Raw genomic sequence first — 17618 nt, forward strand, 5'->3', positions numbered from 1 at the left:
CGCAAATTTAGATCATAAAAAAGGGCAACAGATGTTGCCCTTTTTTGTGTTTAATCAAAAACTACAGTGACGACTCAACTTCATCAAATAAGTCTGTAATTTCTTTTTTCGGCTCAGCAGTTGTAAGGCTAACAACAACAATAGCAATTGTTGATAAAATAAAGCCTGGGACAATCTCATAAATAATTGCACTTAATGCTTGGCCATCAATTGTAATTGGCGCGTAAATCCAAAACAGCACTGTTGCAGCACCAACAACCATACCACTGATAGCACCTTGTAAGTTCATACGCTTCCAGTAAAGGCTCAGTAATACGAGTGGACCAAATGCAGCACCAAAACCTGCCCATGCATTACTCACTAAATCTAAGATAGAGCTATCGCGGTCATAGGCTAAGTAAATAGCAAATAGAGCCACCAAAATAACACTAATACGACCAACTAAAACCAGCTCTTTTTGAGATGCACTACGGTTTAAGTAAATCTTATAAAAATCTTCGGTTAGTGAGCTTGAACAAACTAATAACTGTGATGAAATAGTACTCATAATCGCCGCTAAAATAGCTGCCAATAAGAAGCCGGCAATTAAAGGGTGGAAGATAAGCTCAGACAACACTAGGAAAATCGTTTCTTTATCATCAATTGGCATTTGGTTTTCAAGCATATATGCAGCACCAAATAGGCCTGTTAGCACAGCACCAATAGCTGAAAGCGTCATCCACGACATACCCACACGGCGCATAGTCGGCATATCTTTCACAGAGCGCACAGACATAAAACGCACAATAATATGTGGTTGACCAAAATAACCAAGGCCCCATGCCATTGCAGAAATAATCGCTATCGTTGAACCACCTGCAAACCAATCCATCATATTAAGTGCATGAATTTCTGATTCTTTTGGTGAGCTTAATAATAAGTCATAGCGTGCATTTGCAAGTGTATCCATAACTGGCTGATCAAGCATGGTAAACGTTGCAATTGGCACAGCCAGCAACGAGATAAACATGATACAGCCTTGTACAAAGTCAGTCAGGCTCACTGCTAAGAAGCCACCAAACAAGGTATATAACACTACGACACCGGTTGTGATATACAGACCCATTTCGTAGCTCATATTAAATGAGTTTTCGAACAACTTGCCGCCTGCAACAACACCTGATGAGGTATACAAGGTGAAGAAAACAATGATTACAATCGCAGATATCACACGCAGAATATTTTTATTATCATCAAAGCGGTTCGCGAAGTAATCTGGAATGGTGATTGAGTCATTCGCCTTTTCTGTGTAAACACGTAAACGAGGCGCGACTAGGAAGTAGTTAGCCCAAGCACCGAGCACTAGACCTATGGCAATCCAAACCTTGCTTAAACCAAACAAATACATTGCACCCGGTAGACCCATTAGCAGCCAACCACTCATGTCTGATGCGCCAGCTGAAAGCGCAGCAACACTTGGTGATAAATTACGACCACCTAGCATATAGCCTGATACATCGTCGGTAGATTGCTTATAAGCATACAGCCCAATCCCCAGCATGACGATGAAGTACATTGCTAACGAAATTATCATTCCTGTTTCCAAATTAGCCTCCAAAAGTTGTTTAATGTTGGCTTTTAATCCGAATAATGACTCGCAAGTTATTTAATTTTAAGACATTATTGGGGTAAAAACCGATATCACTCATGACTATAACATGCTTCCCCCCTTCAACTCCAATCAAGCAGCTCAATGACAGGGTTTACAATTTCAACCTTTTCATAACAAAAATATGATATTTAATCGCAAGTTATAGAATTCAATTGCAATTTATCCTAGTCTTAAGATCAGAATAAAATCAGTATTTATCCTCAAATACTCGCATTTAATTAATGCTATTTCAGGCACAATGACATATATTGCTGATGGATAAATGAATTAACCGAAGTGGACATGCCAGGACTATGTATTTTTACGCTGCACGCCAACCTATTTTAGATAAGGAAAAGAAACTTGTCGGCTACGAACTCCTGTTTAGGGATGGCGTAGATAACGTGTTTCCAGACATTGATGGCGATGAAGCAACATCACGACTCATTGAAGGTAGTCAGTTCAATTTTGGTTTAGAAGATTTAACGGATAACAAACCAGCTTACATTAATTTCACTTTAGAGACACTCCAAAAAGGCTACCCTTTATTACTGGGTAAAGAACAAGTCGTTGTCGAAATTCTTGAAACTATTCAACCAGGTAAACGTTTACTTGCTCTGGTTAAAGATTTAAAAGAGCGTGGTTACACACTGGCCCTTGATGATTACATTCATCAACCTGTGTGGCGTCATTTTTATCCGTATATCGATATGATCAAAATTGACTTTTTAACCACAGACAAAGAGTCGATTGAAGCGGTTATTGAAGCGATAAAACCGCACCCGCACATCAAGTTGCTTGCCGAAAAAGTCGAAACTTACGAGAAATACCAACTTGCCCTAGAAATGGGTTTTAGTTACTTTCAGGGCTTTTTCTTTTCAAAACCGGAGATGGTACAAAGTAAAACTTTGCCACCTTCTGAGATGGCTCTTGCCGAGCTCCTATACGAAACATCAAGTATTGATTTAAACCTTAGAAAAATCACTGAGGTGTTTGAACGTGACGTTAACTTATCTTATAAATTATTACGCTATTCAAACTCCGCGGCATTTAAACGCCGTGCCGAAATCAGCACAATCAAGCAAGCGCTTATCGTATTAGGAAGCGAAGAAATTAAACGTTTCTTGTCGCTGTTATTTGCAGCTCAAGTATCTGCAGATAAACCTGCTGAACTGATCCGCCTGTCGCTAACCCGAGCACGGTTTGCTGAATTACTGGCAATTAGTCATGGTAAGTTACGCGATACAGGTATGGCTTTCTTAACAGGCATGATGTCATTAATGGATGCTATCTTAGATGAAGATATGCCAAGCGTTATGAATAAGTTACCGCTGACCAACGAAATTAAAGACGCTCTACTTAAAGATGAAGGCTTACTCGCTACCTATCTAAACCTTGTAAAATTCTATGAGCAAGCAAATTGGGAAAAAGCGAAAGAAATCCAACAACAGTTGGGCCTTAAGCCAGAAGAAGTACCGGACGCTTACCACGACGCATTAAGTTGGTCTAATGACCAAATGAGTGTGTTTGGAGACTGATGAATATCAATCTATTAATGCTATAAAAAATGCCAGCAATTGCTGGCATTTTTATTTGAATAATCTTAAAGATTTTCTAAGAAGTCTTCGTCAAAATCATCAGGCTCTTTTTCTACTGGCGGATTACCATCATGTAGCTCATATAATTGACGCTGGAAGTAAATATCCTTCATGAAGATATAAGGGTCTAGCGACTCATTTAATAGGCTCTCTTGTGGCATTAATGAAGCACGGGCTTCAACCGCTTTCAGCGCAAACACCAAAATAGTCTGCGGTGTTGTTAACGTGATTTCAGGTAACACAAAGTTATCTACCACATCACCTGTTAGGTTTCGTGCTGTACTTGGCCCCATACCTGGGATCATCAAGTATGCGCCATCTCCTACACCCCATACACCTAAGGTTTGACCAAAGTCTTCATCGACAATTTCTAAACCCAGCGATGAAGCAACATCAAAAAAGCCGAGTAAACCTACCGTAGAGTTCACTAAAAAGCGCGCTAGGCTAATACCCATATTACCAGGTTTACCTTGCAGGCCAGCATTGACCATATCCGTTGGTGCGGTGATGTTATCGGTAAAATTAACAATGCTACGTCTTACCGGTGTTGGCGTTACTGTAACGTAGCCAACAGCTGCTGGGCGAAGAATATAAGCGTCAAGCACGTCCATATTAAAATCATACATAGGACGGTTAAACGACTGTAATGGGTCTCGCTCATCCGCTTTTTCTTCAGGTATTTGTGCGCATCCTGCAAGCACTACAAAAAAGATAAAAAATATACTGTGCCTAAACATCGGCTATCCTTAAGGTATTAACTCATTAATTAGCAACGAATATTCTTTCACATTTGCACGCTCTAAAACATCCGACTTGCCTTCCAACTCGCCGCTAGAAGTTACCACAGTTGCATCTTTTGATAAACGCGCAGTTAAAATAATTTTATCGACACTTGATAGGTTCAAGCCTTCTACCATGGCATTGCTATCACTCAACGTCACGGTTAGCGGAAAGCTATATTCGGTCATTTTTACCACAGCTAATGGCATTTGTGGACCACTGGCTGCTTTTGCAAAAACAAATAACGTACCGTTTTGTGGCTGCGAATCTGCAAGTGCTGAGTCTAAATCAACCGTGATGCTAATTTCACTGTTTGAAGCTTCTGCGAGTTTTGTATTTGTAACTTGCTGCTCATTATTTAAATGGGCATCAATTTCAGCAATTCGCTCTGCAATCATGCTATAACGCGGGTCGTTTTGCTCCATACTTGCAAGCAGTACTTCAAACGCCGTTTTTGCTTGCAGCCAATCTTTACGCTCATAAGCAATCAGGGCTAGCAATGAGATAGCATCAATATTGGTCGGCTCTGCTTTTAACACTCGCGATAACATAGTCGCTGCACGAGACATATTCGCATCACTGCCTTCCATTAGCAGGACTTGCGAGTAGCTGATCAGCACTTGCTTGTTATCTGGATTCATTTTTAGCACTTTATCAAAAGACTGCATTGCCATATCAAATTCATTTAATGACATAGCAACACGACCTAGCAGCATCCACGCCACTTCATCATCACCACTTTGATCAAGCTTGGTACGCAATGCTAAGGCAAATGCTTGCAGCTCATTCGGTGTTAATGGCTCACCATCTTGCATTACGGCACGTTCACCATACGACTTAAGGTTTGCCATCGCGTCATGCCAGCCTTTAATTTGCTGCTGACTACCCGTGTAACCGTAAAAGATAGCCGTTAAAACAATTAAAAAGCCTGCGCCAGTAAGTGCAAAAATACGGTTGTTACCTTTACTATTTAGCGCTTTTTCCGGAGACAATTCATTGAGCAAACGACGCTTTTGTTCGATAACTGACTCTTCGTGCATTTGTGCATCAATACGCTGGTTATCTAAGTCAGCTTTAAGCTCGTCTAAACGTTGATGATAAATTCGGATTAACTCCGAGTTTGCATTGTGATCAAGGCGTTGAATACGTTCGCGTTTAAAAAACGGAACGACAACAAATAGCAATGCAACCAGTGTGAGTAAAACAAAAGAAGCCCACATTAATGCCATCTAGCTTTGCTCCTGACGTTGATTTTGTTCAATTAACTTTGCAAGCAGTGCCTCGTCTTGCTCTGTCCATGTTTGTTTTACAGATGCCTTACGTTGGCGTAAAACAATAAAGCCAAAGCCAAGTACCACAATTAATACTGGCAATACCCATAACACTAAGGTTGCTGGTGTTACTGGTGGATCGTAATGTACGAAGTAACCGTAACGGTCAATCATATAATCGATGACTTCATCTTTGCTTTTGCCATCTTTTACCAGCGTTAACACTTTGTCACGTAAGTCTTTGGCTACAACGGCGTCTGAGTCAGCAATGTTCTGGTTTTGACATTTAGGGCAACGCAGCTCTTTGGTAAGTTCACTAAAGCGAACAGCTTGCTCTTTATCATCAAATTGATACTTGTCTTGCTCTGCAAATGCGCTAAACGTGATAAGCAAACTTGCTAAAAAAATCACGAGTCTCATTACTGTAACTCCTGCATTAACGGTGCGAATTTGGCTCGCCACACACGCGGATTAATATCGCCGGTATGGTGCAGCAAAATAGTGCCTTGTTTATCGACTAAGAAAGTCTCTGGCGCGCCAGACACACCTAAATCAAGGGCTAATGTACGTTTTAAATCTAAGATATTAAATTGATATGGGTCGCCAGCACGATTAAGCATGCTAGTGACGTCTTCGCGTAGTGCGTTAATATCAAACTGGCCATCAAAGTCAGGGTCGTAGCCTTGCTCGTAGTATAAGCCAACAATCTTAACGCCCTGCTCTCTAAGCTCGGTTAAATAGCCTAACTCAGCTAAACAGGTCGGGCACCATGTGCCCCACACATTAAGTAAGTAAACTTCACCTTTTAAATCACTATCTGTCCAACGCTTTGACTCATCCATCAAATCTGGCAGGTTAAAGGCTGGCATACCCTGCCCAATACGCCCTGTTTGCAGCTCACGTGGGTTAGCAAACAAACCTTGATATAAAAATACACACAGTAATACGAAAACCAGTAAAGGTGCTAGTGCGAGTAGTTTACGGTTCATGCTGAAGCCTCCTGCTTAGTCGATTTTTGGCGGTAGCGTTTATCACCAAGTACTAAAAAGCCTGCCAGTGAAATCAAGATACCACCGAGCCACATCCAACGAACATAAGGTTTATGGTAAATACGTAATGACCACGCTCCTTGGCTTAATTGCTCACCTAGCGCTAGGTATAAGTCACGTGTGAAGCCTGCATCAACAGCCGCTTCTGTCATAAATTGCATGCCAATGTCATAACGGCGCTTTTCAGCATGTAAAACGGTTACTTGTTTATCGTTTTTCAGCACAGTGACAACCCCAGCATGGCCACTATAGTTTGCGCCGCGGATAGACTTAACACCATCAAAGCGGTACTGGTATTCATTTAAAGCCACAGTATCACCCGGCTTCATTGATACATCACGCTCTACTGAATAAGCAGAGGTTAACGTTACACCTGCAATCACGAACGCTAAACCAACGTGACCTAAAACCATCGCCCAATAGCTTAGCCCTAAACGTTTAAAGCCTTCGCCTAAGGTTTTGTGAATAGTTACTTTTGCTGCTAAATCAACAACTGTAGTAACAACAATCCATACCGCTAGCGTAGTTGCAATAAAGGTAATTGGCGCAATTACGTCATAGCTTGAATATAACCACGCTGCCGTTGCAACTAGGCTAACTACAGCCGATAGTGCAAACTTGTTTTGCAACATCGACCACTTGTTTTGTTTCCAGCGTAACAGCGGACCCATACCCATTAAAATGGCAAACGGTATCAGTAAAATAGCAAACATCTTATTGAAGAACGGCTCACCAATCGAAATGCTACCTAAGCCAAGTTCTTTGTGGATCATTGGCAGTAATGTACCTAGCAATACAATCAGTGTTGCCACAACTAAGAAAATATTATTTAGCCAAAGCGCAACTTCACGTGAGGCAAACTTATAACGGCCTTCACTTTTCACCTGCGAAACACGTAATGCGTAGAGCGACAAACCACCACCAACTACAATGGCTAAGAAAGCTAAAATAAACATACCACGGTTAGGATCTGAGGCAAAAGCATGCACAGATACAATGATACCCGAGCGAACAATAAAGGTACCCAGTAAGCTTAACGAGAATGCTGCAATAGCCAACAATACGGTCCACGACTTAAATACACCACGCTTTTCGGTGGTTGATAATGAGTGCAGCAATGCGGTTGCCACAAGCCATGGCATTAATGATGCGTTTTCAACTGGATCCCAGAACCACCAGCCACCCCAGCCAAGTTCTGAGTATGCCCACCAACTACCAATGGTAATACCGAGTGTTAAAAAGCCCCATGCTGTCATAGTCCAAGGACGAGACCACTTAGCCCAAGTATTATCAAGCTTACCTGTAAGTAACGCTGCAATCGCAAATGAGAACGACACAGATAAACCCACATAGCCCATGTAAAGCAATGGCGGGTGAATAATCATACCAGGGTCTTGCAATAACGGATTTAAATCGCGACCTTCAACAGGGAAATAAGGCAATAAGCGCTCAAATGGGCTCGACATTAACAAGGTGTAAAGCATAAAGCCAACACCTAAAAAGCCTAGTACACCAAGTACACGAGCACGTAATACCCAAGGTAATGATTGCGAACGCATAGCAACAACGCCAGTCCAACCCGCTTGCATTACTAACCAGAGTAAAATTGCTCCTTCATGGCCACCCCATGTCGAGGTTATTTTGTAGTACCAAGGTAAGGTGCTACTTGAGTGATAAGCAACATACGAAACAGTAAAGTCGTCGGTTAAACTGGCATAAACAAGTGCAGCAAAAGACAAAAGTACAAATACGAATTGTCCAATTGCCAGTGATGGGGCTGCACGCATTAAACGTAAATTGCCGGTATGCGCGCCCCACAAAGGAAAAATACACAATAGAACACTGAGCACCATGGCCAGTGTTAAAGAAAAATAACCGAGTTCTGGGATCATATTAATTGCCGTTATCTAAGTTATACGTCGGTTTTTCGTGCTTGATACCCTTCACAGCTTCAGCAACTTCTGCAGGCATGTACTCTTCATCATGCTTTGCAAGTACTTCAAAGGCATCAATTTCATTGGCTTTAACTAGCACCCCCTGCGCCACAATCCCTTGCCCTTCACGGAATAAATCCGGCAAAATCCCTTGATAATTAATTGTCACCATAGGGCCTTTATCGATCAGTTTAAAGCTTACCTTTAAGCTTGATTCGTCACGAACAACTGAGCCAGGTACAACCATGCCACCAATACGTAGCTTCTGACCAATATGCGGTTTTTCTTTGTTTGGTCCTTTACCCTCAACAAGTTCACTTGGGGTATAAAATAAATTGATGTTTTCTTGCAGTGCGTACAGCACTAAACCAATCGTTGCACCCACACCAAAAATAATGGCTACAACAGCTAATAAACGTTTTTTACGTCTTGGATTCATTGCCCTGCCTCTTGCTTCGCTTTCTTAATGCGCTCTTCACGTTGTGCTTGCTGCTTTACTGAAGAGAAAATACGTTTTGTATCGTTTAACGAACTAAATAAAATACCGAGTAAAATTAATGCACAGCTACCAAAAGACAACCATACATAAAAGCCATAGCCACCCATGGCAATAAAATCTGCAAAAGAATCAAACTGCATGATTAACCTCGCTCAACCATATCACGCACCCAAGGGCGATGCTTTTCACGTTGGAGAATTTCGTTTTTAAGACGGATTAACGTCACCACACCAACAAAACCTGCAAACGCAACAATGTTAACCATTAATGGCCAAAACATGCTTGGATCAATAGCTTTAGTATCAAACTTTGTAATGGTTGCACCTTGATGCAAGGTATTCCACCACTCCACCGAGAAGTGAATAATCGGTAAGTTGATAACCCCAACAATGGCTAAGATACAAGCAGCACGCCCCGCTGCTTTTTTATCTTCAAAAGCATGATAAAGCGATAACACACCAAGGTATAAAAATAACAGAATTAACTCAGAGGTAAGACGTGCGTCCCACACCCACCATGCTCCCCACATAGGTTTACCCCATGCTGCACCGGTAATTAATGCTATCGCTGTCACACATGCCCCGACAGGTGCAATTGCAATCACTGCAAGTTCTGCATTACGTAATTGCCATACTAGTGCGATCACTGCTGCAATCGCCATAGAAGAGTAAGCGCCCATAGATAAAATAGCTGAAGGCACATGGATAAAAATAATTCGGTAGCTGTCTTTTTGTTGGTAATCGGCTGGGGCATAAGCAAGCCCCCAGACCCATCCAACAATCATACAAACCACCGTAACGACGGCGAAATAAGGCAGTAAGGTGTTACACAATTGGTAAGCACGATCTGCTTTTGCGTAGGGATGTAACCACTTCCACATATTAACTTACACTCACTTTCAATGCTGACGATATGGCAATTGGCGCCGCTATAATCGCTACGATTAGCATGGCACCAAGGATTGCAAGCTGTCCGCTATAGGCAAGCTCCATAGAGCTTGTATCAATAGCCGAGGTTGCAAAAATTAGTACAGGTATATACAAAGGCAAAACAAGCAAGCTCATTAAAATACCGCCTTTTTGTAGTCCCACAGTAAGTCCAGCGCCAATTGCGCCAATGAAGCTAAGCAATGGCGTACCTAACAATAAGGTCAGAACGGTTGCTAAAAGCGCTGAACTTTCTAAATTCAATAACAAAGCAAATACCGGAGTCATTAACACTAAAGGCAACCCCGTGATCACCCAATGCGCTGCCACTTTTGCAAGGACAGTTAACGGTAATGGGTATGATGAAGCAATTAATTGCTCTAATGTTCCATCGTGATAATCATCACGAAATAGCTTATCTAAGCCCAACATGGTCGAGAGTAACGCAGCGACCCAAATAACGCCTGGCGCCATACGAGCAAGTAGACCGGGTTCAGGGCCAATTGCTAACGGAAAAAGTGTAATAACAATAAGAAAAAACAAGATAGGGTTAACGATTTCAGCACGCTGACGAAACGCTAATTTAAGATCTTTAGAAAAAACCGCAGAGAATAATTGCCAATACGAATGCTGTTTTACCATCAGTGGCGATACTCCAAAGTCACTGTTTGTAGGTCACTAAAATGTGTCGTTAAATCTTGGTGGGTAGTTAAAAGAATCGCGCCACCAGCATTTAGGTGCTCAACAAAGCGTTCTTGTAAAAATGCAACGCCGCTTTTATCAAGGGCCGTAAATGGCTCATCAAGGATCCATAGTTTGGCACTATTTAACCACAGCCTTACTAAAGCGACACGGCGCTGTTGCCCTGCTGACAACATACGAACAGGCACATCTTCAAGACCCACTAAGCCAATTTTAGCTAGGATCGGATACAAGTCTTGTTTACTATCGTAGCCATTAATTTTTAGCCAAAATGCGACATTCTCAAGGGCAGTAAGTTGTGTGTTTACCCCTGTTTTATGGCCGATGAATAATAACTCTTGTGCATATTCATCATAGTATTTTGTAATCGAGCGCTCTTGGAACAAAACATCGCCTTCATCCGCCATAGCGAAACCCGCGATAATACGCAATAATGATGTTTTGCCAGCCCCATTCGGACCAGCTAACTGCATAATTTGTCCCGATTTCAAGCTGAAATTAAGATCCGCAAACAAACAACGATCTTGCTTGATGCAGGTGACGGCCTTAATGTGTAACAAGATGACGATTCTCTATACCCAAAATTAGGCGTTAGTCTACCATAATGATAGGGTAATACGAATATTGCTTTAAAACGATTAACTTATATTTGATCTAAAATAATGAATAAACAAAGCCAGTTGACTCTCAGCACTCAGCTCAATCTAGACCCAAAAGCAATCAGCAGTGCATCACAGCAATCACCTAATGATGCCTTAAAAATGCTGGCTGAGCAGAGCCTAACTGCCCGTAATATCGTGATTGGTAAGCAAAGCGTGCAAATGGACGTGCTAATCAATAACTCATGGCAAACACTGCGCTTATCAACAGAGCAAGAAAACCTCAAAACTGAGCGCTTTTTATCGGCCAATATTCAATTAAGTAGTGATGGTAAACAGCTGACTATCACACCAGCACCGCTGACCATTACACTTGGCAAAAGCCAGCAATTACAAGCACTACTGAACTTGCTAACGCAAGGGAGCGCAAATACAAATATGCCGCACCCAGCTCAGATTGCGCCAAGTAAACCTTTACTACAACTACCAGCATTAAAAGCTGAGTTTGCTCTTAACAATAGCCTGGTTGCTCTTTTAAAAGCTGAAACACCGCTTAAAGCCATTTTGCTGCCTGCTACCAACCAACAAAATAGCTTTAATTTAAACATTATTAATCGCTTTAGGGATTCACTCCATCAGCAAAGTGTTAGCCAACAAAAAGTAGCCGAGTTGGTGGCTAAGCTAACCCCTGAAATGAATTTAAAATTAGCTGGGCAACAAGTACAGTTAAGCGTTGCAAACAAGCAAAATAGTGAATTAACTTTACCGCTACCTACAATATCGCCAAAACAAGCTAAGCAAATTCAAGCCCAGTGGCAATTCCATCCTCATGCATTAAAACTAATCCCCCAGCAAGTTAAAAATACTATTGAACTTATAAATAAAGCACCTGTGCAACAAATACTGTTAAAGAACTCGCTATCAGAGACATTCAATCAAGCATTAAAAAGCCAAGCTGTTGAACCTAAGAGTACGTTGATAGCGCCATCGAGCAGCTCAAATTCCCCCATTAGCTCTTGGCTAAAAGACAGTTTTGCTGATTTAAAAACGCGTATTAGTGATGCAGTGCGCTATTTTGAAAAGCTCCCTGCTACCACCAAAGCGGCTGTTAACCAGTCAACGCATCCGCTGATTGAAAGCAAAAACACGATTAGCCAACTGGGCTTTAATGCTAATAAAATCAATATAGTAAAGTTTGCCACTATTCAACAAAGCGCGCCACAACACGCCGTCCCCCAAGCATCGCAAAAAACCAGTGGGCCAGTTACAGCTAATACGCCATTACCTGCGACTAAACAGACAGAGCCATTAACCGAAAGTCAGTCTACAAAGCAAGTTAGCTTACCCGTGAGTTATAACAAGGCTCCACCATTAATACAGTTACTGCAACGGATAAAAGTCAGTTTAGAGCCGCTTGTTAGCGCGCAGCGCCCTGCCACTCAAATTGCAATCAATAGTAAAGCGCAAACTCCTGCTTTGAATAAAGATACGGCTTTGCAACAAGCACCTGTAGACAACAAAGCAGTTAGCGGCGCGGTTACTGCCATGAAATCTGACAAACCAGCCACAGAGCAGCTCGCCCAAGCTAAAAGTAACCTTGCTAATTCAGTAGTTAAAAACCCGAGTGAGCAGGTTACACAAACTAAACAAGCGACATTAAGCACAGATCCAAATTCTACTGCGCAAAATGTAAAGCCAGATTTAAAAGGGGCGCCTGCCCCTTCTCAACAACAAGCTGTAAAAACAGTAGTTAAAAACCTTGTAGCGGCAGCGCCTAACGAGCAATTAAAACAAAATAATCTAGCAACTAGAGCACCAGCTGAGCAAACCGCAGGATTACAAAAAGTTGCTCAGCAGCAAACTCAATTACACGCCCCCTACTTAGCTTTGAAAGAACCCAACTTGAGTCAGCCATTGTTGCCGATAAGACCGATTGAGGCGGCACTGATTACTAAGCTATTACCCCTCCCTGAAAGTAAGCCTTTAGCAAGTACACCTCTACCGGTGCAATTAACAGAAAAACTTGTAGCTCTGAGTGAGCAAAACACATCGTCTTCGGTAGATTTGAATCGACTCGTAAATCAAGCATTTAATCGCATGATCTCGAGTCAAAACATGCATCCTACTACGATTGAACGAGAGCTTTTAAGTATCCTCAGGCCAACAGCATTACCTAGCCAAACTCAGCAAGCGAGCTTTAGCCAAGGGTTAGAACAATTAGCAGTGGCTTCACTTGCCGCGCCAATTATTAATCAAGCACCAACCAACCTTAGTTTTAATAATCAAACAGGTCTTGATGCCTTACTGCAAGTGTTAGTGCCCAACTTTAAAGCCGTTAACGGTAATAAATTACTCGAGCAGCTACAGCAGCCTGCGATGCAAGCCATGGCGGCTGAAGCCTCACAACTAAAAAGCACTTTGGCTCAGGTGCAAACAACGCCTATCAATCAGCAACAAGATAACAGTGCTTTAGCGCAATTTTTCTTGCCGATGAAATTACCTCCTGAAACAGGGCAAACAGAAATCAGCTTAGGACAGTATAAAAAGCCAAGTAAAAATAAACTCGAAGCGAAAAATGTCTGGTTTGTACGCTTGAACTTTGATTATGCACAGCTTGGCAAGTTACAAATTACCGCAGAGGTGATGGATAAAGCAGTTGATTGCCAGTTGCTTGCGTCTTCACAAGAAGTGACAGCGCTTGCTCATCCGCATTTAGAAACATTGCGTCATAAATTAGCAGGCCATGGCTTGAATGTAGGCGAGTTAAACTTGCAACAAGGAACGTCAAGCCACCAAGCTTTTTATAAATCCCATGCGATTATTAACATTAAGGTGTAATTTTTATGAGTGAACAAGCGATGCATAAGTCAGCAATTGGCTTACTCTACGAAGCTGGTAGCTCGCCACGAGTAACCAGTAAAGGCTTTGGTGAATTGGCTGAAGAAATCGTCAAACTTGCTGAGCAAAAGGGTATTTTGATACACCAAGATGCTGACTTAGCACAAACCTTATCGCATCTTGAGTTAGGTGAAGAAATCCCGAAAGAGCTCTATTATGTCATTGCCGAGTTAATTGCTTTTTCTTATGTGTTGCGGGGTAAATTTCCACCAGGTTGGCAAGACTTTCAAGGTAAGCTCAACATTCAAGCCTAGTGCTCAAATGCACTCAAATAAAAAAGCGCCTTATTGGGCGCCTTTTTGTTTATGAAGTGACATGAGTAGCTCAGCTTCGGCTCTGGGTAATTCGCATTCACGAATTATTTCTTCTAAATCAGCGCCTAGCTCAACCATTTTAACCGCTCGCGAATAAATTTTCGCATTCGGATCATCATATTTTTGTGCATCTTGTAGCTGTTCAAGCTCTTTACTTTTTTCTTCAACAGCAACAACACGTTTGCCAATACTCAGCATGCCAGCACGCATTTCAGCTACTTCACTGCGCAAAATACTCAACTGTTGTTGAGCTTCTTGCAGCTGCTTTTGCTTGGCTTGAATCGCCGCCGTTTGCTTATTGTTATTGACAAAAATAAGCCCCAAACACACTAATACAAGTAAGATTGAGGCACCAAACAAAGAGTATAACAGCATATAATTTCCAAACGCTTATAGTGCGCTTAGCTCGTCCCACTCTTCGTCATTTAATAATTTATTAAGATCAACCAAGATCAATAACTCACCATCACGGTTAGATACACCTTGGATAAACTTAGCACTTTCTTCTGTACCAATATTTGGCGCACTGTCAATTTCAGAGCTGCGTAGGTAAACCACTTCAGCAACACTGTCGACTAAAATACCGATCACTTGCTTTTCAGCTTCAATGATAACGATACGAGAATTATCAGTGACCTCAGCCCCCATTAAGCCAAAACGTGCACGAGTGTCGATAACAGTAACAACATTACCACGTAGGTTAATAATACCTAACACATAAGAAGGCGCACCTGGTACAGGAGCAATTTCGGTATAGCGAAGTACTTCTTGTACTTGCATTACGTTAATGCCGTACGTTTCTTCTTCAAGTTTAAAGGTTACCCACTGTAACACTTCATCGTTGCTATCAGCGTTTTTATTTGCTGACAGTAGTCTTTCTTCACTCATGCTATTACTCCGTAAAAATAGTTACTGCTCACGGCTGTCTAAGCCCTGCTCTAGCAATTGATTTAAATTTTCAACGTCAATCAAGGCGCACATTTTCTCTTTGATAACACCTGCAAGCCAAGGCCGCTTACCTGATTTTGCTCGCCATTTTACATCTTCTTTACGAAGCGTAATATTATTGACAAGCTTTTCAGCCAATAATCCCCATTGACTGTCACCTAAGGTGATTAAATACTGATAATCTAATGATTGTTCTAATTTTTCATCATACTTTTCTGGCATAACCCAACGTGCAGTATCAACAACATTTAGTTTTTCTTCACGGTTTAGCATTACACCTTTAAACCATTTAGGTTTACCAAATAATTGGTTAACCTCTGCCAGTTGATGAATTCCCCCTAATGCTTTTAACGGTACAGCAAGCGTTAACCCTGCAACCTCAAAGAATAATGCCTGAAATTCACCATCAAAATAGTCTTCTTGACGATCAGACGAGGTTTTTGCAACCAGTTCAGCTTTAGGTTCTGCGACTATATCTTTGATATTAGCTTGGTTCTCGGTTTTCTCAAGCTCTTTAGTCGGTTCAGGGGGGGGTAAAACAGGTTCTGGAGTAGGCTGAACGTCTGTCAGCTTTTCTTCTGTCTTAGTTTCAGGCTCATTAACCTGCTCCAGCAGCTTTGCGACTGGCTCAAGATTTTGGTCTGTAGGCTCATCTTCACACAACAAAGCGCCCAAATATTGGGTCATCACTTTTTCATTGGCAAATAAATGCTTACTCATCTTTAACCTTGTGCAACTAAGTAATCAAGCAGGGCACGATAGGCAAAAACGCCTCGCGAACGCGGGCAAAATTGAATCGGCACTTGCTGTGCTAAACTAGCATCTCTAAACTTTGTATCGACAGGAACCACACCTGACCATACTTTATCTTTGTAATTATCCTGCAGAGTCTTATAAGCTTCAAGTGATGCTTTAGTACGTTTATCGTACATTGTAGGAATAATTGTATATTGGTACTGTTTTGCTTGCGATGTTTGCATCAGCTCCATCGTACGCATCATACGATCAAGCCCTTTTAAGGCCAAAAATTCTGTTTGTACTGGTACTAAAATTCGCTCACTGGCTGCGAGAGCATTAACCATCAAAACACCTAAGACAGGCGGGCAATCAATAATTGCATAATCATAATGGTCGCTAATTTTGGCCAGTGCTTTTTTAAGTATTAAGCCCATGCCATTTTTATTGCCCATGCTTCTATCAAGCGTCGCGATTGCCATCGTCGCAGGTAAGATATCAAGGTTTTCAAGTGTTGATGGACATAGAGCCTGTAAAATTTCTTCACTGGCCATGTTATTGCCGCGCGCAAAGATATCGTACACGCTAACTTCTAAGTCTTCTGAATCGATACCAAAATAATAAGTCAATGATGCATGCGGATCGGTGTCAATAAGTAACACGCGTTTTCCTTGTAAAGCGAGAATACCAGCAAGGCTAACGGCTGTTGTTGTTTTCCCTACCCCACCTTTTTGATTCGCTACGGTCCAAACTTTCACATCACACCTTATTATTGTTCATTGCGCGTGGTAATCCTAATGCCACCATGTGGTAATTGAATCACTTTAATGCTGTTATCATCGCTTGGCAACTCAATTTCTGTCGTCTGTTGCGGTTGGTTTTGTGACTCTTGTTCAGTATTTTCTGGCTCTTTTGGCGGTAAACCATATTTAGACAATGCAACAACCACTTTGCGGTTTTCTGCGCGGCCTTGCTCAGTGTCATTACTTGCGAAGGGCGAATACTGCCCGTAGCCTTCAATAGCCATACGCGCAGGGGTAATGCCCAAGCTCTCAAGCTCAACCAGTACGGATGTAGCCCGCGCTACAGATAGCTCCCAGTTTGAGCGAAACATCTCATTACGAATACCTTCATTATCGGTATAACCACGCACGCGAATGTAATTATCAACCGGCGCGATAATGTCTTTCACTAAACCAACAACTTGCTTTGCACGCTGCTGTGCAACAGCACTGCCCGATGAAAACAACATACCTGAACTTAATTCGATGATAAGCCAATCTTGGTGAAGCTCTAAACTCGCTTCGCCATCACGAATTTCATCAATCAGTGCAGACTGTAATTTAGTAAGTAAGCTGTCGAGAGGCTTGCCAAGATGCTTTTTCTCAATATTGCTGGTTTCGCTTTGTCCATCGAGTAATTCAGGGCCCTGCTCATCTTTACGAATGCTCTCACCGTATAGAATGTCGTTCTCAGGACTAACTCTGTCAGTTAATATGCCTGTGCCGTTAACCCCAGTGCCAACCTGTTGTTGCTGACGAGCTGATTTTTCGAACACCTGCTCCAGTGAGTCTGAGAGAATTTGAAAGTCTTCATTTTTACTAATCGCGATAGCATACATGACCACAAAAAAAGCAAACATGATGGTCATGTAATCGGCATAAGAGACAAGCCAGCGCTCAGTATGTTGGTTTTTTGACGTGTTATGACGCAGACGACGGCGCATCATAATAAA

19 protein-coding genes are annotated in these 17618 nt (G+C 41.9%); 3 read left to right on the forward strand and 16 right to left on the reverse strand.

Annotation, left to right across the window (positions count from 1 at the left end):
- Positions 1–61: 61 nt before the first annotated feature.
- The gene (gene putP / locus AUR67_RS18670) at positions 62–1573 is read right to left on the reverse strand and encodes a sodium/proline symporter PutP (protein ID WP_054562154.1); all 1512 of its coding nucleotides are present in this window, start codon (positions 1571–1573) and stop codon (positions 62–64) included.
- Positions 1574–1944: 371 nt separating this feature from the next.
- Between putP and AUR67_RS18675 the strand changes: the two genes are divergently transcribed.
- On the forward strand, positions 1945–3168 hold the full coding sequence (locus AUR67_RS18675) for an EAL and HDOD domain-containing protein (protein WP_054562155.1): 1224 nt from the start codon (positions 1945–1947) through the stop codon (positions 3166–3168).
- 65 nt (positions 3169–3233) lie between these two features.
- On the opposite strand, the gene AUR67_RS18680 is transcribed toward AUR67_RS18675, so the two are convergent.
- Genes AUR67_RS18680 through ccmA form a run of 10 tightly spaced genes read right to left on the reverse strand, consistent with a single transcriptional unit; the run spans position 3234 to position 10949 of the window.
- A complete protein-coding gene (locus AUR67_RS18680; RefSeq protein ID WP_058586371.1) occupies positions 3234–3965 on the reverse strand; it encodes a VacJ family lipoprotein in 732 nt (243 codons plus the stop codon).
- Between the two features lie 9 nt (positions 3966–3974).
- Positions 3975–5237 carry a c-type cytochrome biogenesis protein CcmI gene (ccmI, locus tag AUR67_RS18685; RefSeq protein WP_058586372.1) on the reverse strand — a complete coding sequence of 421 codons (1263 nt, stop codon included), beginning with the start codon at positions 5235–5237 and terminating at the stop codon, positions 3975–3977.
- Positions 5238–5699 (reverse strand): cytochrome c-type biogenesis protein CcmH, encoded by a 462-nt coding sequence (locus AUR67_RS18690; RefSeq protein WP_054562158.1) that lies wholly within the window; start codon positions 5697–5699, stop codon positions 5238–5240.
- On the reverse strand, positions 5699–6268 hold the full coding sequence (locus AUR67_RS18695) for a DsbE family thiol:disulfide interchange protein (RefSeq protein WP_058586373.1): 570 nt from the start codon (positions 6266–6268) through the stop codon (positions 5699–5701). Before AUR67_RS18695 ends, AUR67_RS18690 begins: the two co-directional genes overlap by 1 nt.
- Positions 6265–8220, reverse strand: a complete 1956-nt coding sequence (locus tag AUR67_RS18700) for a heme lyase CcmF/NrfE family subunit (RefSeq protein ID WP_058586374.1) — start codon at positions 8218–8220, stop codon at positions 6265–6267. Before AUR67_RS18700 ends, AUR67_RS18695 begins: the two co-directional genes overlap by 4 nt.
- Position 8221: 1 nt before the next feature.
- Positions 8222–8701, reverse strand: coding sequence for a cytochrome c maturation protein CcmE (ccmE, locus tag AUR67_RS18705; protein ID WP_054562161.1), 480 nt, complete (start codon positions 8699–8701; stop codon positions 8222–8224).
- Positions 8698–8901 carry a heme exporter protein CcmD gene (ccmD, locus tag AUR67_RS18710; protein WP_054553244.1) on the reverse strand — a complete coding sequence of 68 codons (204 nt, stop codon included), beginning with the start codon at positions 8899–8901 and terminating at the stop codon, positions 8698–8700. The genes ccmE and ccmD overlap by 4 nt, the downstream gene beginning before the upstream one ends.
- A 2-nt stretch (positions 8902–8903) precedes the next feature.
- Positions 8904–9641 carry a heme ABC transporter permease gene (locus AUR67_RS18715; protein WP_054553245.1) on the reverse strand — a complete coding sequence of 246 codons (738 nt, stop codon included), beginning with the start codon at positions 9639–9641 and terminating at the stop codon, positions 8904–8906.
- Position 9642: 1 nt separating this feature from the next.
- The gene (gene ccmB, locus AUR67_RS18720) at positions 9643–10329 is read right to left on the reverse strand and encodes a heme exporter protein CcmB (RefSeq protein ID WP_058586375.1); all 687 of its coding nucleotides are present in this window, start codon (positions 10327–10329) and stop codon (positions 9643–9645) included.
- Positions 10329–10949 (reverse strand): cytochrome c biogenesis heme-transporting ATPase CcmA, encoded by a 621-nt coding sequence (gene ccmA, locus AUR67_RS18725; RefSeq protein ID WP_095209716.1) that lies wholly within the window; start codon positions 10947–10949, stop codon positions 10329–10331. Before ccmA ends, ccmB begins: the two co-directional genes overlap by 1 nt.
- Before the next feature lie 102 nt (positions 10950–11051).
- On the opposite strand from ccmA, the gene AUR67_RS21425 reads away from it, so the two are divergent.
- On the forward strand, positions 11052–13826 hold the full coding sequence (locus tag AUR67_RS21425) for a flagellar hook-length control protein FliK (protein WP_058586376.1): 2775 nt from the start codon (positions 11052–11054) through the stop codon (positions 13824–13826).
- Between the two features lie 5 nt (positions 13827–13831).
- Positions 13832–14140: an EscU/YscU/HrcU family type III secretion system export apparatus switch protein gene (locus AUR67_RS18735; protein WP_058586377.1), complete on the forward strand. Its 309-nt coding sequence runs from the start codon at positions 13832–13834 to the stop codon at positions 14138–14140.
- Between the two features lie 30 nt (positions 14141–14170).
- On the opposite strand, the gene AUR67_RS18740 is transcribed toward AUR67_RS18735, so the two are convergent.
- Genes AUR67_RS18740 through AUR67_RS18760 form a run of 5 tightly spaced genes read right to left on the reverse strand, consistent with a single transcriptional unit; the run spans position 14171 to position 17612 of the window.
- Entirely contained in the window at positions 14171–14575 is a 405-nt protein-coding gene (locus tag AUR67_RS18740; RefSeq protein ID WP_058586378.1) for a DUF2802 domain-containing protein, read from the reverse strand.
- Between the two features lie 15 nt (positions 14576–14590).
- Positions 14591–15088 carry a chemotaxis protein CheW gene (locus AUR67_RS18745; RefSeq protein WP_058586379.1) on the reverse strand — a complete coding sequence of 166 codons (498 nt, stop codon included), beginning with the start codon at positions 15086–15088 and terminating at the stop codon, positions 14591–14593.
- 21 nt (positions 15089–15109) lie between these two features.
- The gene (locus tag AUR67_RS18750) at positions 15110–15868 is read right to left on the reverse strand and encodes a chemotaxis protein CheW (RefSeq protein ID WP_058586380.1); all 759 of its coding nucleotides are present in this window, start codon (positions 15866–15868) and stop codon (positions 15110–15112) included.
- Positions 15869–15870: 2 nt separating this feature from the next.
- Positions 15871–16641, reverse strand: coding sequence for a ParA family protein (locus AUR67_RS18755; protein WP_054562168.1), 771 nt, complete (start codon positions 16639–16641; stop codon positions 15871–15873).
- A gap of 11 nt (positions 16642–16652) precedes the next feature.
- The gene (locus tag AUR67_RS18760) at positions 16653–17612 is read right to left on the reverse strand and encodes a flagellar motor protein MotB (RefSeq protein WP_058586381.1); all 960 of its coding nucleotides are present in this window, start codon (positions 17610–17612) and stop codon (positions 16653–16655) included.
- Positions 17613–17618: the final 6 nt, after the last annotated feature.

The organism is Pseudoalteromonas sp. XI10, from assembly GCF_001469895.1.
GTDB lineage: Bacteria > Pseudomonadota > Gammaproteobacteria > Enterobacterales > Alteromonadaceae > Pseudoalteromonas.